Here is an 18,851-nt window from a genome sequence, read left to right as displayed (position 1 = left end):
TTAACTGGTTTAATTGAAAAATGCAGTATTAGCAAATATATGGGATTTAGGCATTGGGCGAACAGGCGGCCGCCCGTAATTAAAATTAGAAATATTCAATATGGATAGAATCGCTCAACTGAAGGCATTCCTTGAAAGCAGCCCGCAGGATAGTTTCCTGAAACATGCGCTGGCACTGGAATACATCAAGATACAGGAGGATGGGAATGCAAGGAAAGTATTTGAGGAATTGCTGGAAAATGAGCCTACTTATGTAGGTTCTTATTATCACCTGGGTAAATTGCTGGAGCGTACCGGAGAAACGGAAGCAGCCATTGCCGTGTATGAAAAGGGAATGTATATTGCCTGGGAAGAGAAAGATATGCATGCTTATAATGAGCTGCAGGCTGCACATGAGGATCTCACCGACTAATTAAATATAATGCTGCAACAGCTACGATCATATATTACAAAAGAACAGCTCTTTACGGCTGCAGACCCTTTACTGCTGGCGGTAAGCGGAGGACTTGATTCCATTGTGCTCACACATCTGTGTGTACAGGCCGGCATTAAAGTGGAGATGGCGCATTGTAATTTTCAATTAAGAGGTGCAGAGTCTGAACGTGATGAAACGTTTGTACGCACACTGGCAGAAAGTTATGGTATTCCCCTTTTTGTACGGCGTTTTGATACGGAAACCTATGCAGCTGCACATAAAAGATCTATCCAGGTGGCTGCCAGGGAACTGCGTTATCAATGGCTGGAAGAACTGCGGCAGGAGAGGGGGCTTTCCTTCATTGCCACCGCGCATCATATGCAGGATAATGTAGAAACGGTTTGGATGAACCTTTCAAAAGGTACCGGCATAGCGGGCTTACATGGCATCCTGCCTGTGCAGGGGCGTATTGTACGCCCTTTGTTGTTTGCTACACGGGAAGAGATCAAAGCATATGCTGATGCGGAAAACTTACAGCATGTGGAAGACAGTTCCAATACAACGGATAAGTACACACGTAATTTTTTCCGTCACCAGGTGTTGCCGCGGCTGGAAGAGGTATTACCTGAAGTGGTAAAGAACACGGGCAGTAGCATTGAGCGTTTCCGTGAAGCAGAGATCCTTTACAGGCAGGCGGTGGAAATTCACAAAAAGAAACTGATCGAACAGCGGGGAGAGGAATATTTCATTCCCATCCTGAAACTGCAGCAGGCTGTACCATTGGCTACAATTGCCTATGAAATACTGAAACCATTTCAATGCAGCACGGCACAGGCGGCACAGGTAGTAGAGCTGTTGAACAGTGAACCCGGCAAATGGATAGCCACGGCCACACACCGTATTGTAAGGGACCGCAAATGGCTGATCATTACTCCCCTGGAAGCTACTGCCTCCACTCATTTCATCATTGAAGAAGCACAGCACCTGGTACAACTGCCGGATATGCTTTTGAAATTGGAACAGCTTGCCAGGGAAGGATTCACCGTGCCGGCTACTGCCAGTATTGCCTGCCTGGACCTTCAGCAGGTGCAGTTCCCGCTTATATTGCGCAGGTGGAAAAAAGGAGATTATTTCTATCCCCTGGGTATGGCCAAAAAGAAGAAACTCAGCCGCTTTTTTATTGATCAGAAGTTATCCCTGCCGGAGAAGGAAAAGGTATGGGTATTGGAATCCCATAAACGCATTATCTGGGTGGCCGGCATGCGGATAGATGATCGTTTCAAGATCACGGACAAAACAAGGAAAATATTGAAATTAGAACTTGCTTAGGAGCCTGTCGATAAACAACAGCCCCAGTTCAGGTTTTAGTACAATAGGGAATACCAGGCCTAGTACAGCTCCCCAGAAGTGTACGTCGTGCCCGATGTTATCGCCGCCTCTTTTGGCCATATACCAGGAGTAGGCAAGGTACAATACCCCAAAAACGATGGCAGGAAGCGGAATAAAGAACACCTGGATCATCATCCATGGATCAAAGATAATGATAGAGAACAGTACTGCGGATACGGCACCGGAAGCGCCGATAGCACGGTAAGAAATATTATCTTTTTGCCTGAAATAAGAAGAGATATCCGGTAAGATCAGTCCCAATACATATAACAGTACAAAGAAGAACTTACTCCCGAAATAAAGCTGGAAATATTGTTCCATGGCATTGCCAAAGAACCAAAGTGTAAGCATGTTAAAGCCAAGATGCATGAAATCACTATGCACAAAACCCGAAGTAATGAAACGGTACCATTCCTTGCGTTCATTGATCATATAGGGCCAGAAACTCAATTTATCTATCTGATCGGGTCTGTTGAAGGAGGTGATAGAAACGATACAGGTAAAGATGATAATGATAAGTGTTATGCTGATTGCCATAAATTCCCCGGTTAAGTTGTAAAAATAGTCATTGGTGATGATATTTCTCGTTGTTGAGCACGGTATATGCCCGGTAAAGTTGTTCTGTTACGATCAAACGCACCAACTGATGGGGAAAGGTAAGGGAAGAAAGGGATAATTGCTGCTGGGCACGCTGCAAAACGGCGGTATCCAGCCCGAAAGCGCCACCTATCAGGATGATCAGCTGCCGGGTGCCGGCATTGTTCCTTTGCTGGAGGAAATCGGCCAATTGTACGGTTGTCATCGTTTTTCCTCTCTCGTCGAGGGCAAGTAAATAGTCCTGCGGCTGCAGGAGGTCCAGGATCATTTTTCCTTCCTGTTTTTTCAGTTCCGGAATGGAAAGACTGGCAGCCTGTTTTACAGTCGGAATTAATTTAATATCGAAATCGGTGTAATGCTGTAATCTTTTTTGAAAGATTTTAATGCCTTCACTAATGTAGGCGTCATTATCTTTGCCTATGCTCCAGAGCTGTATTTTCACGGGTTTCAGCGTTTTATATGATAGGCCAAAAGTAAATTTTTAAAAATAATTTGCAGGAAATTTGGCAGAAATATTTGCAGAAATGAAAAAACTACCTACATTTGCATCCCGTTCAACACAATACAAACGGCTCTGTAGCTCAACTGAATAGAGCATCTCACTACGGATGAGAAGGTTTCAGGTTTGAATCCTGACAGGGTCACAAAAGGCATGACAAGCGTCATGCCTTTTTGCATAATACACATCTCACCTCTATTTCCCCACATTTTTTGCAGATCAATTAAAACAGATTGAAAGTAACCTTTCAACGCTTTCCATGGTCACATATCCTGACGGTTTAAGGTATCTTTTTGAAGGTGCTATCCAACCTGACCGCTTCTTTTAAAAGTTTTTTTATCGGATTTTCATCAATTTCTTCCGGGGCCTGGTAGATCTTATAAAAAATTTGCTTGTTTGTTCCATGCGATAGAAAGCAATCATCGTCCATTAATTTGTGACCATACCAAAAACCTAAAAGAACTCCTTTTTTGATACCGCCCCTGGGGATAGTTGAGGGCCAGATGATACAGATCCCTTTGTTGCCATAAAAGAAAGGAACATTATATGATATTTTCTCCCGGCAGTATTCAGGAAGTGTTTCAATAATTATTTGCCGTAACACATCTACAATTAATTTTTCGTCTTCAGGAAGGAGAGAATATAGTTCAACGAGGGTTCTGATTTTCACCGGATTTTGTTTTAGTGTTATCCTTTGAAAGAAAATGTTGTAAAATACACAAAAGATGAACAGGTAGGCTTGATAACCTTTTCGATAATTGTATTTTCGCACCAGTTTATGGAATTTAACCAGGATAGTAAAACCATACAGCTTTGCATTCAGGGGATGGAGCTGGAAGGGCAGGGGCAACCCTCAGCTGCTTTACTGCTTTTTCAACAAGCATTGGATGTGGCCAACAATAACACTGATAAATTTACAGCTGCTCATTATATTGCCCGTCACCAAAACAGCGTGGCAGATAAATTGAAGTGGGATGAAATTGCTTTGCAACTGGCTTTAAATATTGACGACGACACTGTGAAAAGTACTTATCCTTCTCTGTATCTGAACGTGGCTAAATGTTATGAAGACCTGGGGAACCACGCCAATGCGCTTAAGCATTATGAACTGGCTAATTCTTTCACGCACTTTTTACCAGATGATGGTTACGGCAACATGATCAGGGCTGGTATATGGCAGGGAATGAAACGCATTAGCTAAGAGTACTTTCAAATTCCTTATGCTGTTCTCCCCACTTTGCCAGGTGTTTAAAAAGCACTTTCAATGCTTTACCACTTTTCGTTAACTCATATTCCACACGAAGCGGCACCTCCGGATACACCGTTCTTTTTACCAGGTTATTCTTCTCCATTTTCCGTAAATGTAAGGTCAGCATCCGCTCAGTAACATTAGGAAGATGCTTTTTCAGCTCTCCAAAACGCTTTTTGCCGTTTATTAAATAGAACCATATATGTAAAGTCCACTGCCCGCCAATAAGAGATGCTGCATATACTTCTATACACTCTGATATAAGATGCCGCTTGTTTTCGTTATGGGTGGAAGTACCTTTTATCTTACTCATAGTTACATTTTTGATAGTAGCATACAATTGGGTGCTAAGTTACAGATTAGGCATTTATGATCTTATTTTGCTGCTATGAAAACATTAGTAGTAATCATACACCCGGATCTCAAAAGTTCCCTTATAAACAAACGCTGGATCCAGGAATTGGAGAAGTTCCCCGACAAGTACCTGGTACATGATCTGCACCGTTTATATCCGGATGAGAAAATAGATATAGAAAAGGAACAACACCTGATAGAAGCGCATGATAAGATCATCTTTCAGTTCCCTTTCTACTGGTTTAACTGCCCGCCCTTTTTCAAGAAATGGCTGGACGAAGTGTTGACGCATGGGTGGGCTTATGGATCTAACAGCAATTATCATTTACAACACAAAAAAATCGCGTTGGGTATTACAGCCGGGATTGATGAGGTGGATTACCGGGCTACCGGGCGTTATAAATACACATTGCAGCAGCTGACAACACCATTTGAAATCACTTTCCAATATGTGAAAGCGGATTACAGGCATTTCTTTGCCTTTTATGGATCAGAGCATTACGCTACTGAAGAAAGAATAGCAGAAAACGCGAAGGATTATATTTCTTTTATTGAAGCGTTATGATTGCTGTTGTGGATATACCAGCTCCCAAAGATGACCATCAGGATCAGCAACATACCCGGTGTAGCCACCATAACTTTCATCTATAAAAGCCTTGCCGGTTACACTGCCGCCATAATCAGTCGCATTCTCTAAGATCGTATCTATCTCTTCCCTGGATGTCATCGCGCAGCTAATGATCATTCCGCTATTGCCATTTGGAAACTGGGCTCCCCGGCCCGCCTTTTTGCTGTAAGCTTCAAAAGCATCTTTTTTCATAAGAAATAAAGAGAGCTTTGGAAACTCAAGCATAATTATTCCATCTTCTATCTGAATGTCAGAAATAAGAAATGCGTTTTGATAGAATGCTAATGTTTTATCCATATTGTGGATGGGTAAACAAATGACGGTACTTTTTATATCCATACTGCTGGTGTATTAATGTAAAACACGCATCAAAGATTATACCAGCCCCATCTCTTTTTTAATACTCATTTCATCCCCTGACAAACGCGATTCGTCATAAAATTGGCATTTTAGAAAAATAAATCGATAGATTTCGATATATCTATTTTATATTTGTGCCCTGATTTACATAAGTTAATTATTGTCCTGTCAATTTACAACCTCTAACGCAAGGTGTTTTTTACATCTTCTGATTGTTATCGCCCACACCTGATCGCTAATTAAATTTTGTGCGCTATGCGCGTTGTGTCATTTCACAGGGAAACTGTGAAACGGATCCGCATTGCCTGTTCAGAAGCTTTTAATAATACACACTATATGCGTTTATTCTCTCCTCTAAGTCTGTTGGTTTTGCTGTACAGCTGTGCACAAAAACCCGCAGCAACAGCTCCGCCGCCGGTTCAACTGCCTGTTATATCAGTTGTGTCCGCTCCGGCAAATACCTACCAGGATTTTTCCGCTAACCTGGAAGGTACTTTGAATGTAGACATTCGCCCGCAAGTGGATGGTTACCTCGAAAAAATATATGTGGATGAAGGTGCTTACGTTAAAGCCGGCCAGCCCCTGTTCAAAATAAATGACCGGGTGTATGCGGAGCAATCCAATAATACAAGATCTGGTCTGCAAGCGGCTGAAGCCAATATGCAAAAAGCACAGGTGGAAATAGAACGCCTGGCACCGCTGGTGAAGAACAATGTGGTTTCTGATCTGCAATTAAAAACGGCACAGGCAGATTATGAAGCAGCAAAAGCTTCCGTATCCAGGGCAAAGGCCATGGCTGGGAGTGCCAGCATCAACATGGGATTTACTTTGATCACTGCGCCGGTGAACGGATATGTAGGAAGGATCCCTTTTAAGACGGGAAGCCTTGTTGGCAAAGGTGAAGCAGCCCCTCTAACGGTATTGTCCGATGTGAATGAAATATACGCCTACTTCACCATGAGCGAACCGGATTTCATTGCCTTTAAAAACAAATACGCCGGTAGCACCATTGAACAAAAGATCAAACAAGTGCCACAGGTAGAACTGATCATGGCGGATAACAGCGTTTATGCGCAGAAAGGAAGGATTGAGATCGTAGAGGGGCAGTTCGACAAAACAATGGGTGGTATCAGCTTCAGGGCCATTTTCCCTAATCCCGGTGCTACTGTACGCACGGGCAGTACAGGTAAAGTGAGGATCACGCATACCTTATCCTCCGCCCTTATTATTCCGCAGGAAGCCACTTTCGAGATGCAGGACCAGGTATTTGTTTATGCTGTAACGGACAGTAATAAAGTGACCCGTAAAGCTATTCATGTATTGGGCAAAACATCCGGTTATTATTATGTTGACAATGGCATTCCTGCTGGCGGCAAAATTGTGCTGGCGGGAACAGGTAACCTACAGGAAGGCGCTGTGATCACTCCACAGCTATTATCAGCGGACAGCCTGTTGAAGGCAAATCCGCTTAACTGAGTTTCTATAAAACCATGCTTTTATGTTAAAAAAGTTCATAGACAGGCCGGTACTATCTACGGTGGTCTCTATCATTTTGCTTTTATTGGGCGCATTGTCGCTCTTCTCTTTACCCATTACTTTGTTCCCCGATATTGCTCCTCCCAGTGTATTGGTAACAGCAGTATACCCCGGTGCGAATGCTGAAGTAGTAGCCCGTTCCGTGGCCGTGCCACTGGAAGAATCCATCAACGGGGTGGAGAACATGACGTACATGACCTCCAACTCCAACAACGATGGTACTTTATCACTTACGGTGTATTTCAAGCAGGGTACTGACCCCGATATTGCTGCGGTGAACGTGCAGAACCGGGTATCCAAAGCCATCAGCCAGATACCGCAGGAAGTGATACAGGGTGGTATTTCCACGCAAAAGCAACAGAACAGTATTATCATGTTCGTAGCCTTATCCAGTGAGGATAAACGATATGATGACGTGTTCCTGCATAACTATATCAAGATTAACCTGATCCCCCAGATCCAGCGTATACCAGGGGTTGCACAGGCGCAGATCTTTGGTTCCAAGGATTATTCCATGCGTATCTGGCTGAAGCCGGACAGGCTGGCGGCGAACAATCTTTCTCCCAGTGATGTAACGAATGCGGTGAAGGCGCAAAGCCAGGAAGCCGCGCCCGGCCGGTTTGGGGAAGCCAGTTCGGAGGTGTTTGAATATGTGTTGAAGTATAAAGGGAAACTGAATAGTAACGAAGATTATGAGAATATCATCATTAAAGCGAATGCTGATGGTTCCATGCTTCGGCTGAAAGATGTGGCCAGGGTGGAATTTGGCACATCTACCTACTCTTCTTATGGTAAGCTGGATGGCGGGCCTACATCCGGTTTTGCGGTGTTCCAGACAGCAGGCTCCAATGCAAATGATATCCTCACAGAAGCTGAACGGCAGCTGGAAGAGTTCAAAGCGGTGTTACCGAAAGGGATCAAGACCACGGTGATGTATAATACCAAAGAATTCCTGGATGCTTCTATTCACCAGGTAGTAGAAACACTGGTGGTGGCATTCGTACTGGTATTTATTGTAGTGTTCATCTTCCTGCAGGACTTCCGCTCAACGCTGATCCCTGCTATTGCAGTACCTGTGGCTATCATTGGTACTTTCTTCTTTATGCAGTTGTTCGGCTTTACCATCAACCTGCTTACTTTATTCGCACTTGTACTGGCCATCGGTATCGTAGTGGACGACGCGATTGTGGTGGTGGAAGCGGTGCACTCTAAAATGGAACGAACGGGATTGAATGCCAGGAAGGCAACAGTACAATCCATGAGTGAGATCTCGGGCGCTATCGTATCCATTACCATGGTAATGGCGGCGGTGTTTGTGCCGGTTGGATTTATGGAAGGCCCTGCCGGAGTATTCTACAGGCAGTTCGCTTTTACACTGGCTATTGCGATCCTGATCTCTGCAGTGAACGCGCTTACTTTAAGTCCTGCCCTCTGCGCATTGTTCTTAAAAAACCAGCATCATGGTGAAGGAGAAGAAGGGCATAGTAAGAAAAAAGGATTTGGTGCCCGTTTCTTTAATGCATTCAATGCCAGCTTCAGAACACTCACGGATAAGTATGTACGCAGCCTGCAATTCCTCTTCCGCCGGAAGTGGCTGGCAATAGGAGGCCTGGTGCTGATCACTGCCATTACTTTTGTGATGATGAAGAAAGCGCCTACCGGTTTCATCCCGAATGAAGACCAGGGCTTTATCCTGTATGCCCTGAATACACCTCCGGGCAGTTCCCTGGAAAGAACGCATAAAGCGATGGCTAAGATAGACAGCCTGATCAAGGACCATCCTTCCGTGGCGCACCGTTATGTAGTGGAAGGGTTGAACTTTATTTCCAATGCGAATGCTGCCCCTTACGGAGCAGGGTTTGTGAGGATCAAACCCCAGGGAGAAAGGGGGGATGTTGACGATGCTAACCAGATCGCGGGGATCTTTGCGCAACAGGCCAGCCAGGTGAAAGATGCGAACATGTTCTTCTTTACTTTCCCCACTATACAAGGGTTTGGTAACGTGAGCGGGTTTGAGTTCATGCTGCAGGACAGGAGTAATGGCAGCCTGGAACAACTGGGCAATAATGCCTGGGCATTTATCGGGGCTTTGATGCAAAGAAAAGAGATCGCCGCTGCATTTACCACTTTCGCAGCCGGTAACCCGCAATATAAGATTGAGATCGATAATGCCAAGGCAATGCAGTTGGGGGTATCCCTCAATGAATTATTACAGACACTGCAAACTTACTATGGTAGCAGCTTTGTTTCTGACTTTAACAGATTTGGTAAGTACTACCGTGTAATGGCACAGGCGGATGTTCCGTATCGTACAGATGCGGCTTCCCTTAACGGCATTTATGCAAAGAATGATAAAGGAGAAATGGTGCCGGTGAATTCTATTGTAACACTTAAACGTACCTATGGCCCTGAAACAGTAACACGGAACAACCTGTTCAATGCTGTTACCATCAATGGTATACCTAAGCCGGGTTACAGTACGGGTGATGCTATCCGGGCAATTGAAGAAACGGCCAAACAGGTATTACCGAGAGGGTATGCATATGAGTGGACGGGTATGACGAGGGAAGAAAAGAAGACGGGCGGGCAGACTGCCTTTATCTTCCTGCTGAGTATCATCTTCGTATACTTCCTGCTGGCAGCGCAGTATGAAAGTTATATCCTGCCGCTTGCCGTGATCTTATCCGTTCCTACAGGTATCCTTGGCGTATTCCTGTTCATCGGTTTTGCGGGTATTGATAACAACATTTATGTGCAGGTGGGATTGATCATGCTGATAGGGTTGCTGGCCAAGAATGCAATCCTGATCGTGGAATATGCGGTACAGCGCAGAAGAAGAGGGCAGCCATTGCTGGAAGCAGCGCTGGAAGCTTCTCACCTTCGTTTGCGTCCCATCCTCATGACCTCGTTTGCATTCATTGTAGGGATGCTTCCGTTGGTTTGGGCTAAAGGTGCTTCTGCACTGGGTAACCATTCCATCGGTTTCAGTGTGGTAGGAGGAATGCTTACGGGTGTGATATTGGGGATCTTTATCATCCCGGTGCTGTTTATTATCTTCCAGCATTTGCAGGAGAAAATGACGGGGAGAACTGGTTTGAGAGTAACTGACGAAGAGGAGTAAACGTGATATAAAAAAAGGCCGCCGGTGAATTCCGGCGGTTTTTTTATGTAAGATCATTCCCATTCCCAGCTATCATTATATGCATCTGCCGCGGCCTTGGTAAAATTTCGGAAGTCATCGCCGGGCCATGAGGTTACGGACAGGCTCAATTCTATGTTGCCGGGGTATTTTACCACCAGCGTTTGCATGCCGGGGCCGCCCCATTGTAATGCACCATCCTTTCCGTAGGATTGCCCGTTTATCGTCATCCAGGAATCTTCAGTATCCCAGCCGAGAAAATTATCATCCATCATATCACGTTGTTCTTTGTTCAACAATATATCGGTATGGCTGATGTAAGCCATTACGCGGGCCATTTCCATGGTGGAGAGATAGTATCCGCCACCACCGGATTCCTGCGTCCAGTCTTCCATTACCCTGCTTGTGATCTTTGGGCCTTCGTTGAAAGCCATGGCTGTGTTAACACCTGGTGAACATAAAGCGCTGCCGATACCAATAGGGGAAAATACATTATTCTGCATGTAGTTGATGTACTGTATACTCAGCCATTCTTCGAACAGCTTTGTTTGTGATGGTACCAGGCTGGCTTCTATTTGCAGCGTGGCTGTTTTGTTCATCATATAAGGGATCATGATGCGGAAGATGGCAAAGTTCATGTTCGCATAATCCTTCGGTTTGGCCGGATTGTCCAGGCCTCTTTTGGCGATCACTTTCAGGGAATCGATCCAGCCGGTACCTTCTGAGATACCTGAGCGGTGTGTAAGCAGTTGTTTGAATGTGATATCTTTAACGGCCTGTACGGTGCCAAAATAGACCGGGAGCCATTGGCCTATCGGATCATCCAGTTTTATATTATTCTTCTTCATCAATTGCAGCACTGCAACGGTTGTGAAGATCTTGGTTACACTGGCCACATTGACCTCCTGATCAGGATGCATAGGACTGGTGCCGCCGCCCGGCAGCATGTATGCAATGCCTGTGGAACAGGTATCTATCCATCTGCCATTTTGGTTGACCACAAAGGAGTATCCCCTGGGATGTGTAGGCCTGGTTTTCGCGATGTTCTTTTTCAGTTCTTCTTTAAACTTCGCTGCGTTGAATACTTTAACCGGCTTAGGAGCTTTGTCCTTAATGCAGGAACTCGCTGGGATGGCTACGATGAGCACGAACAGTAGTTTTTTAAATAACGTTTTCATTGTTTTCTTTTTTAGGGAATACAAAGATGAGCTGGCCGGCGAAATGAAAACAGGGTGGATTAATGAATAAGGGATATGAGTTAATGAAATAAAAATGTATTTTAGGATACAAAATACCTATGTACATGATTAAGAAGATCTCCGTTACCCTGTTTGTTGCCATTCTCTGCACAATTGTTGCCCATGCTCAAACAAACACTTTCCCTACAACCGGAAATGTAGGAATTGGAACGACCAATCCACAGGCTACACTTGAAGTGAACGGTACTGCGCAATCGAATATGTTCCTTTTTGGAGGGGTAGGAGGCAATAATGGCGTTAACCATTATGATTACGGAATTTACCAGGAACCGGGAGCTTGGGCGTTCCCTTTCCCTAAACTGGTCATTAATTACCATACAGGGATTAAAATGGTGGGATATTATGGTTACGGCGGTATAAAATTCTATACAGGTGTTGGTACCGGTGGCGTACCTACAGGACTTGCCTTCAGTATCGGCGACGGCGATAATCATGTACGGGTGTCCAATAGCCTGCTCGTTAGTCAAAGTGTAGGTATCGGCACCGCTAATACAGGATCCTATGCATTAGCAGTGGAAGGAACCATTGGTGCCAGGAAGGTTAAAGTTACGCAGCAAGCTGGCTGGGCAGATTTTGTATTTGAACCGGCGTATAGATTTCCTTCCATCTATGAAGTAGAAAAATTTGTGAAGCAGTATAAACATTTACCGGGTATTCCATCTGAAAAGGAAGTGACAGAAAATGGCATTGATGTAGGAGAAATGAATAAGCTGCTGTTACAGAAGATAGAGGAACAAATGTTATACATCATTGAGCTGAATAAAAAGATAGATAATTTATCAACGCAGGTAAAAGCGGTGACGGAAAAAGCCGGAAATTGAGATCCCCGGCATTTCGTTAGAAAACTAAATCTATGTTTATTAATTCTATGGCAAGTAAATGCATTTGCATCAGCCGGAGAAGGCTTTTTGCCTGAGATGTGGGTTTTTTATACCAGAGTGTTATTTTATTCCCCGCCGAGCCATTTCTTGAACTCTGCGGCTTTCAGTCTGCTGATAATAATCTCTTCATAAGCTGCCGGTTTTACCTGTACTTTCATTTTACCGCTGAACCAGGTATGTACCTTTTCAATGCATCCGTAATTCACAATGAACTGCCGGTTGAGCCGGAAGAAGGTTTTGGGGCTTACTTCAGCTTCTATATCATCCAATCTTTTATCAATGATGTAATCCCCGTTCTGCTGTGTTTTGATGTATTGCAGTTTATCTTTCGTATAGAAGTACGCGATCTCTTCTGCCGGGATGGAAATAAGACGGGTACCATTCCTTGCAAGGTACCGGCTTTTATGCGCGCCTGTTTCGTTCCTGTAATTGCCCAGGAGGGATAGGATATTATGCTGCAATGCCTGCTTCTGATCTACATGCAGGCGCCTGTATTTGAGGAGTGCGGCGGTGAGTTCATCTTTGCTCACGGGTTTCAGGAGATAGTCCACACTGTTTAACTTAAACGCTTTCAGTGCATGCTCCTGGTAAGCGGTTACAAATATTACAGGGGCATCTATCTGCACTTTTTTGAAGATATCAAATGTTTGCCCGTCTCCCAGTTCAATGTCGAGGAATATGAGGTCCAGCAAAGGTTTGGTACTGAGGTACTGTACGCTGGATTCCACGCTGTCCAGGATCTCCACCACCTCTATGTCCGGATCAACGGAAGCGATCGTACTCTTCAGTAATTGCCCGGCTACGGACTCGTCTTCAATAATTAATACTTTCATATTCGTGTGCTTTGATAAGGGGAACTGTCACAGAAAAAGTATCGGGGGCTTCTTCGATCTTTATGTTTGGAAGGTCCATCAGGCGGAACTTCTTTTCCATATGCAACAGGCCTTTGCCGGTACAGTCCACCGCCGGTTTCCGTTGCAGGTTATTTACCACTATTACCTGTTTTCCCGGATGGTCCACATGGATCTGAATATGCAATGGCCGGGCACGGGTAATAACATTATGTTTGACGGCATTTTCCAGCAGGATCTGTAAGCTGAGTGGTGGTATCTTATAATGATTCAGATCATTTTCTCCGGCGATCTCCAGGTAAAGGCCTTCTTCATACCTGTTCTTTAACAGGAAGAAATAGGCTTTGCTGAAAGCCAGCTCTTCTTCCAGGCTGATCATGGCACGGTCGTTTGCTTCCAGCAGGTACCTGTAAACATAGGCCAGCTCTTCCGTGAAGGTGCGGGCCTTTTTGGGGTCCATTTCTATCAGGCCTATCAAAGTATTCAGGGTGTTGAAAAGGAAGTGAGGCTGGATCTGTACTTTCAGGGAATCAAACTGCATCTTTAAATGAAGTTGTTTTAATTCCTCTGCTTCAGAAGACACTTTTTTCCATTCTATTAAATAATAGATGCTTTCATATACAGCAATCTGCAGGAACACGATCAATACCACCATGCCGCTGGTCCAGGTGTAATACCATACAAAGGGAATGGCCTTTTGCCAGATAAGGGTATAGTTCTCCAGGAAAACCCTGGTGAAGCCCAGGATCATGCTATAGGGGAGTAGAATGAGGAAAGCGGTGGTGAGCCGCTTCCAGGCCAGTTTCATTCCCGGCATCCTTTTCCGCAGCCACATTACCACCCAATGTGTGGGAATCCAGATAGCCAGTGTGAAAGGAATGGTCACACAGATGATCTTAGGTACCAGGTAGTCTATTTTCCATGAGCCGAAGAACATTTCCAGCATGTAGAAAATAACGAAGAATACCGTAATGGCCAGGTAGCCGTATCTATGGAGCTTTCTCTCCAGGTGAAGCATGTGCGCTGTTTGATTTGTGCAAAAGTCCGAATTGTCTTCCAGCTTTTAAGCAAAAAATACCGAACTGCCGGATTTGGTAGTTGAAATGATGTGGACAATGCCTTCAAATGGGTGGGATATTTCATCATTTCAGCGATTAAAACGGCCAATTTAGCGACCTGCGTGATCTCAGGATAGCGGGATTATATACATTCATCAAAACGAGCAAAAATGAAGAAGCGCCGGATGATCCTGCCCTGTTGTTTCCTGTATACTATAGTATCCGCCCAACCCGTTCAGCAAGTGGTAAATGCAGAAAGGTCCTTTGCACAACATGCCCTCAGCCATAGTATCAAACAGGCTTTCCTGCAATACCTGGATAGTAATGGCGTGGTGTTTACAGAAGGAGGCGAACAGAATGGTATTAAATTCTGGGAGAAGGCGCAGGAAACGGAAGCCAAACTGCAATGGTATCCCACTTTTGCAGGGATTGCTGCTGCCGGCGACCTGGGATTCACTACCGGCCCTTTCGAATTTCGTCAAACCCTTACGGGGCCTTTACTTGGCGCCGGGCAATATACCACGGTGTGGCGGAAAACAGAAAAGGGAGAATGGAAGCTCCTGGTAGATCTGGGTGTGGACCTTCAGCCTTCACTTTATGATGATCAGACCCCGCTTACCTTTTTTACACCCGCAGGTGCTGCAGATATAAGTGTTCAGGAACTGGAGCGGCAGTTGATCCTCCGGTACGATTCCCTTTCTGTGGCAGCATTCCGTGATGTGATCACTGCGGCATCCCTGTTCAATATCCGGGGACAGGTGCCTAAAAAGGGTGTGCAGGCTATTATGCAGGGATTACAGGGATTGCCGGTTAAGTATGAATTTATTCCGGTTGCCACCGGCATTTCGCAAAGCAGGGACCTGGCTTATGCATATGGTATTATGAAGTATAACGGAAAGAAAACGAATTACCTGAGGATCTGGGCACATACGGCGGAAGGCTGGAAAGTGCTGGTGCAGGTATTGCCCTGGTGAGTTACTTTTTATAAACTTTTACAAGGTACGTGAGCCCTGTATCTTCTTTTTCAATTTCATAACGTTCATGTGCGCCGCTGCTTTTCAGCAGATTGAAAATATCGTTGCTGCTCCTTTCTATCAGGCACCAGTCTGCCAGGTATTCCATACTCACCCTGTAAGGGTTTCCTGTGGCAATATTGGTGAAGAAGAGGATGCCGTCCGGGTTTAGTTTAGCTCTTAGTTCTTTGGTGATGGCAACAATGGCTTTATCTTCCAGGTAGTCAAACACACCGCCGATAATGATCAGGTCAAAATGAGCGGGGATCTTTTTTGCGATGCGGTATACATTTCCTTCTATTACACTAAGCCTGCCTTCCAGCTCCGGCAATCTGCCGCGGGAATATTCCAGGGCGCTGACATCTGTATCTACCAGTACTACTTCACATGCTGAAGCAGCAAGGGCTTCGCTGCATGCATAGAGGTCTGCCGAAGTGCCACAGCCGATGGACAGGATCCTGGCCGCCCCATTCCCTGCTATTACGGAAGAGATCAAGGCAGCCTGGGCGGTTACCTTGTTGCGGTGTTGCTGGCAAATAGGGGAGTGGAGAAAGAAATCCTCTATGGCATAAGCCATGGTACCCGGACTGGCTTTATTCTCCGCATTCAGGATGTGTTCTATGGTCTGAAAATCTCCCTGGTAACCCCGGGGCCAGCGTTGCGCTCTTTCGAGGAAAGGAGAGGCTGCCGCCAGGTGCCTGATGGGGTGGATAGCATGGGTGATCATCTCCCGGGGATAGTATTTTTCCAGCTGTTGCACTTCATGGGTGAAGGTAAGCAGGAACTGGTCCAGCCTGTTGGCATCCAGGTTGGAAAAGGTACTGGTGAGGTCTGCTGTTTTCCTTTCGAGCATGTTCATACCATCAAAAGTAGAAACAGATCAGGGGGGCTAATAGACCCCAGGTGCTGAAATGTTAATATTAATGGTTGAAATGCAATGGTTTGAATACTCAACTGTTCCGTAACTTTAGCACCTAAACCAATTCTTATGTCAGACGTAAAAGGATACGCAGCTCAAAACGCGACCACTCCACTGGCACCCTGGAATTTCCAGCGCCGTGAAGTGGGACCGCATGATGTACAGTTCGATATTTTGTACTGTGGCGTTTGCCACAGCGACATTCACCAGGTCCGCGACGAATGGGGTGGTTCTATTTTTCCCATGGTACCGGGGCATGAGATCGTAGGCAGGGTCACCAAAGTGGGTAGCGCTGTTAAGAAATTTAAAGTGGGAGACCTGGCTGGTGTTGGTTGTATGGTAGACAGCTGCAGGGAATGCGAGAGTTGTAAAAAGGGAGAAGAGCAGTATTGCGAAAACGGCAATACAGGTACTTACAATTCCCGCGAAAGGGAAACGAAGGCGCCTACTTACGGCGGTTATTCCAACCTGATCGTTACGGATGAAGACTTTGTACTCCGCATCTCTGAAAAACTGCCCCTGGCAAATGTAGCGCCCCTGCTGTGTGCAGGCATTACCACTTACTCCCCGCTGCGCCACTGGAAAGTAGGCAAGGGGCATAAAGTAGGCGTAATGGGGCTGGGTGGCCTCGGGCATATGGCCGTGAAGTTTGCAGCCTCTTTTGGTGCTGAAGTAACCATGTTAAGTACTTCTGCAGATAAGGAAGCGGATGCCAAAGCACTTGGTGCGCATAAATTCGTACTCACAAAAGATAAAGAGCAGGTGAAAGGTGTGAGGAATTATTTCGACTTTATCATCGATACCGTATCTGCCCCGCACGATTACAACATGGTGCAATCCCTGCTTAAGACCAATGGTGTGCAGATCTGTGTAGGGGTGCCCCCCACGCCAATGGAGATCATCGGTTTCAGCCTGATCGGTAAAAGACGCAGTGTGGCCGGTTCCATGATCGGAGGGATCCCGGAAACACAGGAAATGCTGGATTATTGCGCAACACATAACATTGTGTCTGACGTGGAGGTGATCGATATCAGGGATATCAATGGCGCATACGACAGGATGATGAAAGGAGATGTGCGGTACAGGTTTGTGATAGATATGGCTACGCTCTAGTAAAAAACCGGTATTTTTGAAGGGAATGCAATCGCCCTTAACAAATCATATCAGACTATCAGAACTGAATGGCAGGATCAACACGGTCATTAATGATGCCTTTAGTGCAGCCACCTTCTGGGTGATTGCGGATATCACGAATCATACCTACCGGGCACAAAAGAACTACCACAATTTTGAGCTCGTGGAGAAAGATCCGAACTCCAGCAATATCATCGCCCGGATCTCAGGGAAAGCTTGGGGCACCGGTTCTGATAGTATTACTCATTTTGAACGGATCACCGGGCAGCGCTTCACCAATAACATCAATGTATTGCTGCATGTGGCGGTACAATATCACCCGGTGTATGGCTTACAGGTGAATGTACTGGATGTAGACCCCAATTTTACACTGGGCATGCTGGAGCAGCAGCGCCAGGCTACATTGGAAAAACTGGTACTGGAAAACCAGCCTTTCATTCAGCGTTCAGGCGATCGTTACATCACCCGGAACAACCAGCTGCCGCTGCCTGTGGTTATTCAGAAGATAGCCGTGATCTCTTCCCGCACCTCTGCGGGGAACGAGGATTTTGCCCATACACTGCTGAACAATCCTTATCGCTACCAGTTCTCGCTGGATTATTATTTTACCGTGGTACAGGGAGAAAATAATGCCCGCCAGTTCTTTGATAAGCTGCTGGAAGTGTTCAACACTAAGATCGCTTACGATGCAGTAGTGATCATCAGGGGCGGAGGAGCGCAAACGGATTTCCTGATCTTTGATAATTACGACATCGGCCGTGCAATTGCCAGGTTCCCCATTCCCGTTATTACCGGGATCGGGCATCAGAAGAATGAAACCATTGCCGACCTGATGGCGCATACGCCAACCAAAACACCTACCAAGGCTGCGGAGTTTATCCTGGCGCATAACAGGGAGTTTGAGGATGGGCTGTTGTCTTTTCAACAGAATATTATCATCCGGTCCCAGCAGATCTTTTCATTCCATTTCCAGAACCTCTCTGCCATTCAGCAGAATACTATTGTAGCGGCTAAAACCATCCTGTTCAATCACCAGAATACACTTAACAATATTTCGGCGCAGGTGATCTCTTCGCCCAGGATTATTTTATATAACAGGCTGAGCGATATTCAGCATATTGTGAGCAATATCAAAACATTCAAAACACTTTACCTGAAGAACCAGTTAGGGTACCTGGGGCATTATACCTCCCTGATAAAGATGATGGCACCGGATAATATCCTGAAGAAAGGATTCGCTATCTTAAAAACAAACAAAAAGATCACCAGTGATCCGGATGATCTGAAAGTGGGGCAGGATGTAGAGATCATCCTGATGGATACGCAGATCACTTCTACCGTAAAACAAAAAACAAAGTACAATGGAAAAGACTTTAACATATGAGGATGCCTATAATGAACTGGCGCAGATCTCAAGGGAGATAGAAACAGAATCCGTAACGGTGGATGTACTGGCGGAAAAGGTGAAACGGGCATCAGAACTGATCACGTATTGCCAGGCGAAACTGCGGGCTACGGAAAAGGAGGTGAATAAGATCATCGCGAATATGGAGAACGGGCAAAAATAAAA

The 18,851-nt window shown here is 45.5% G+C and carries 20 protein-coding genes and 1 tRNA gene; 12 read left to right on the top strand and 9 right to left on the bottom strand.

Translation table 11 applies throughout. The features are described 5' to 3' along the window. Positions 1–100: 100 nt before the first annotated feature. Positions 101–412 carry a tetratricopeptide repeat protein gene (locus BUR42_RS07430; RefSeq protein ID WP_074238621.1) on the top strand — a complete coding sequence of 104 codons (312 nt, stop codon included), beginning with the start codon at positions 101–103 and terminating at the stop codon, positions 410–412. Between the two features lie 9 nt (positions 413–421). Further along, complete coding sequence (gene tilS / locus BUR42_RS07425; RefSeq protein ID WP_074238620.1) at positions 422–1,744, top strand: tRNA lysidine(34) synthetase TilS; 1,323 nt, start codon at positions 422–424, stop codon at positions 1,742–1,744. Here the strand turns inward: tilS and BUR42_RS07420 are convergent. Then, the gene (locus BUR42_RS07420; RefSeq protein WP_074238619.1) at positions 1,730–2,341 is read right to left on the bottom strand and encodes a rhomboid family intramembrane serine protease; all 612 of its coding nucleotides are present in this window, start codon (positions 2,339–2,341) and stop codon (positions 1,730–1,732) included. The genes tilS and BUR42_RS07420 overlap by 15 nt on opposite strands. A 28-nt stretch (positions 2,342–2,369) precedes the next feature. Further along, positions 2,370–2,843 (bottom strand): 23S rRNA (pseudouridine(1915)-N(3))-methyltransferase RlmH, encoded by a 474-nt coding sequence (locus BUR42_RS07415; RefSeq protein ID WP_074238618.1) that lies wholly within the window; start codon positions 2,841–2,843, stop codon positions 2,370–2,372. Between the two features lie 128 nt (positions 2,844–2,971). On the opposite strand from BUR42_RS07415, the gene BUR42_RS07410 reads away from it, so the two are divergent. Next, positions 2,972–3,045: transfer RNA gene (locus BUR42_RS07410), tRNA-Arg, on the top strand. A 135-nt stretch (positions 3,046–3,180) separates the two neighbouring features. Here BUR42_RS07410 and BUR42_RS07405 read toward each other — a convergent pair. Continuing rightward, a complete protein-coding gene (locus BUR42_RS07405; RefSeq protein WP_074238617.1) occupies positions 3,181–3,570 on the bottom strand; it encodes a DUF1801 domain-containing protein in 390 nt (129 codons plus the stop codon). 108 nt (positions 3,571–3,678) lie between these two features. On the opposite strand from BUR42_RS07405, the gene BUR42_RS07400 reads away from it, so the two are divergent. Beyond that, positions 3,679–4,101 carry an rRNA adenine methyltransferase gene (locus BUR42_RS07400; protein ID WP_074240488.1) on the top strand — a complete coding sequence of 141 codons (423 nt, stop codon included), beginning with the start codon at positions 3,679–3,681 and terminating at the stop codon, positions 4,099–4,101. On the opposite strand, the gene BUR42_RS07395 is transcribed toward BUR42_RS07400, so the two are convergent. Then, entirely contained in the window at positions 4,094–4,462 is a 369-nt protein-coding gene (locus tag BUR42_RS07395; RefSeq protein ID WP_074238616.1) for a winged helix-turn-helix transcriptional regulator, read from the bottom strand. The genes BUR42_RS07400 and BUR42_RS07395 overlap by 8 nt on opposite strands. A gap of 75 nt (positions 4,463–4,537) precedes the next feature. Here BUR42_RS07395 and BUR42_RS07390 point away from each other — a divergent pair, with 75 nt between their 5' ends. Further along, a complete protein-coding gene (locus BUR42_RS07390; protein ID WP_074238615.1) occupies positions 4,538–5,068 on the top strand; it encodes an NAD(P)H-dependent oxidoreductase in 531 nt (176 codons plus the stop codon). Here the strand turns inward: BUR42_RS07390 and BUR42_RS07385 are convergent. After that, complete coding sequence (locus BUR42_RS07385) at positions 5,063–5,428, bottom strand: VOC family protein (protein WP_143197369.1); 366 nt, start codon at positions 5,426–5,428, stop codon at positions 5,063–5,065. The genes BUR42_RS07390 and BUR42_RS07385 overlap by 6 nt on opposite strands. A 318-nt stretch (positions 5,429–5,746) precedes the next feature. On the opposite strand from BUR42_RS07385, the gene BUR42_RS07380 reads away from it, so the two are divergent. Next, complete coding sequence (locus BUR42_RS07380) at positions 5,747–6,967, top strand: efflux RND transporter periplasmic adaptor subunit (protein ID WP_084185443.1); 1,221 nt, start codon at positions 5,747–5,749, stop codon at positions 6,965–6,967. A 22-nt stretch (positions 6,968–6,989) separates the two neighbouring features. Then, the gene (locus BUR42_RS07375) at positions 6,990–10,148 is read left to right on the top strand and encodes an efflux RND transporter permease subunit (protein ID WP_074238613.1); all 3,159 of its coding nucleotides are present in this window, start codon (positions 6,990–6,992) and stop codon (positions 10,146–10,148) included. Between the two features lie 53 nt (positions 10,149–10,201). Here the strand turns inward: BUR42_RS07375 and BUR42_RS07370 are convergent, their stop codons facing one another. Next, positions 10,202–11,344, bottom strand: a complete 1,143-nt coding sequence (locus BUR42_RS07370; RefSeq protein WP_074238612.1) for a serine hydrolase domain-containing protein — start codon at positions 11,342–11,344, stop codon at positions 10,202–10,204. A gap of 125 nt (positions 11,345–11,469) precedes the next feature. Here BUR42_RS07370 and BUR42_RS07365 point away from each other — a divergent pair, with 125 nt between their 5' ends. Next, a complete protein-coding gene (locus BUR42_RS07365; protein ID WP_200798229.1) occupies positions 11,470–12,246 on the top strand; it encodes a hypothetical protein in 777 nt (258 codons plus the stop codon). A 125-nt stretch (positions 12,247–12,371) separates the two neighbouring features. On the opposite strand, the gene BUR42_RS07360 is transcribed toward BUR42_RS07365, so the two are convergent. Next, positions 12,372–13,139 (bottom strand): LytR/AlgR family response regulator transcription factor, encoded by a 768-nt coding sequence (locus BUR42_RS07360; RefSeq protein WP_074238610.1) that lies wholly within the window; start codon positions 13,137–13,139, stop codon positions 12,372–12,374. Then, positions 13,120–14,175 (bottom strand): sensor histidine kinase, encoded by a 1,056-nt coding sequence (locus BUR42_RS07355; protein ID WP_074238609.1) that lies wholly within the window; start codon positions 14,173–14,175, stop codon positions 13,120–13,122. The genes BUR42_RS07360 and BUR42_RS07355 overlap by 20 nt, the downstream gene beginning before the upstream one ends. Before the next feature lie 210 nt (positions 14,176–14,385). On the opposite strand from BUR42_RS07355, the gene BUR42_RS07350 reads away from it, so the two are divergent. Next, positions 14,386–15,189, top strand: a complete 804-nt coding sequence (locus tag BUR42_RS07350) for a YybH family protein (RefSeq protein ID WP_074238608.1) — start codon at positions 14,386–14,388, stop codon at positions 15,187–15,189. Between the two features lies 1 nt (position 15,190). Here BUR42_RS07350 and BUR42_RS07345 read toward each other — a convergent pair whose 3' ends face one another. Next, complete coding sequence (locus BUR42_RS07345) at positions 15,191–16,087, bottom strand: class I SAM-dependent methyltransferase (RefSeq protein ID WP_074238607.1); 897 nt, start codon at positions 16,085–16,087, stop codon at positions 15,191–15,193. Positions 16,088–16,216: 129 nt separating this feature from the next. Between BUR42_RS07345 and BUR42_RS07340 the strand changes: the two genes are divergently transcribed. From BUR42_RS07340 to xseB, 3 genes are read left to right on the top strand one after another with little or no spacing between them, the layout of a single operon-like run. Further along, positions 16,217–17,260, top strand: coding sequence for an NAD(P)-dependent alcohol dehydrogenase (locus BUR42_RS07340; protein WP_074238606.1), 1,044 nt, complete (start codon positions 16,217–16,219; stop codon positions 17,258–17,260). Positions 17,261–17,285: 25 nt separating this feature from the next. Beyond that, on the top strand, positions 17,286–18,665 hold the full coding sequence (gene xseA, locus BUR42_RS07335) for an exodeoxyribonuclease VII large subunit (protein WP_074238605.1): 1,380 nt from the start codon (positions 17,286–17,288) through the stop codon (positions 18,663–18,665). Beyond that, positions 18,643–18,849 (top strand): exodeoxyribonuclease VII small subunit, encoded by a 207-nt coding sequence (gene xseB / locus BUR42_RS07330; RefSeq protein WP_074238604.1) that lies wholly within the window; start codon positions 18,643–18,645, stop codon positions 18,847–18,849. The genes xseA and xseB overlap by 23 nt, the downstream gene beginning before the upstream one ends. Positions 18,850–18,851 lie beyond the last annotated feature (2 nt).

The sequence above is a fragment of the Chitinophaga niabensis genome, from assembly GCF_900129465.1.
GTDB classification, from domain to species: Bacteria; Bacteroidota; Bacteroidia; order Chitinophagales; family Chitinophagaceae; genus Chitinophaga; species Chitinophaga niabensis.
This window is presented reverse-complemented; position numbering and strand designations above follow the sequence as displayed.

Excerpts from the sequence above, each read along its gene's own strand:
- tilS (WP_074238620.1), top strand. The coding sequence starts at position 422 with ATGCTGCAACAGCTACGATCATATATTACAAAAGAACAGCTCTTTACG.
- BUR42_RS07360 (WP_074238610.1), bottom strand. The coding sequence starts at position 13,139 with ATGAAAGTATTAATTATTGAAGACGAGTCCGTAGCCGGGCAATTACTG.
- BUR42_RS07370 (WP_074238612.1), bottom strand. The coding sequence starts at position 11,344 with ATGAAAACGTTATTTAAAAAACTACTGTTCGTGCTCATCGTAGCCATC.
- BUR42_RS07350 (WP_074238608.1), top strand. The coding sequence starts at position 14,386 with ATGAAGAAGCGCCGGATGATCCTGCCCTGTTGTTTCCTGTATACTATA.
- BUR42_RS07420 (WP_074238619.1), bottom strand. The coding sequence starts at position 2,341 with ATGGCAATCAGCATAACACTTATCATTATCATCTTTACCTGTATCGTT.
- BUR42_RS07355 (WP_074238609.1), bottom strand. The coding sequence starts at position 14,175 with ATGCTTCACCTGGAGAGAAAGCTCCATAGATACGGCTACCTGGCCATT.
- BUR42_RS07390 (WP_074238615.1), top strand. The coding sequence starts at position 4,538 with ATGAAAACATTAGTAGTAATCATACACCCGGATCTCAAAAGTTCCCTT.
- BUR42_RS07345 (WP_074238607.1), bottom strand. The coding sequence starts at position 16,087 with ATGAACATGCTCGAAAGGAAAACAGCAGACCTCACCAGTACCTTTTCC.
- BUR42_RS07340 (WP_074238606.1), top strand. The coding sequence starts at position 16,217 with ATGTCAGACGTAAAAGGATACGCAGCTCAAAACGCGACCACTCCACTG.
- BUR42_RS07395 (WP_074238616.1), bottom strand. The coding sequence starts at position 4,462 with ATGAGTAAGATAAAAGGTACTTCCACCCATAACGAAAACAAGCGGCAT.
- BUR42_RS07365 (WP_200798229.1), top strand. The coding sequence starts at position 11,470 with ATGATTAAGAAGATCTCCGTTACCCTGTTTGTTGCCATTCTCTGCACA.
- xseA (WP_074238605.1), top strand. The coding sequence starts at position 17,286 with ATGCAATCGCCCTTAACAAATCATATCAGACTATCAGAACTGAATGGC.
- BUR42_RS07380 (WP_084185443.1), top strand. The coding sequence starts at position 5,747 with ATGCGCGTTGTGTCATTTCACAGGGAAACTGTGAAACGGATCCGCATT.
- BUR42_RS07375 (WP_074238613.1), top strand. The coding sequence starts at position 6,990 with ATGTTAAAAAAGTTCATAGACAGGCCGGTACTATCTACGGTGGTCTCT.
- BUR42_RS07430 (WP_074238621.1), top strand. The coding sequence starts at position 101 with ATGGATAGAATCGCTCAACTGAAGGCATTCCTTGAAAGCAGCCCGCAG.
- xseB (WP_074238604.1), top strand. The coding sequence starts at position 18,643 with ATGGAAAAGACTTTAACATATGAGGATGCCTATAATGAACTGGCGCAG.
- BUR42_RS07385 (WP_143197369.1), bottom strand. The coding sequence starts at position 5,428 with ATGGATAAAACATTAGCATTCTATCAAAACGCATTTCTTATTTCTGAC.
- BUR42_RS07400 (WP_074240488.1), top strand. The coding sequence starts at position 3,679 with ATGGAATTTAACCAGGATAGTAAAACCATACAGCTTTGCATTCAGGGG.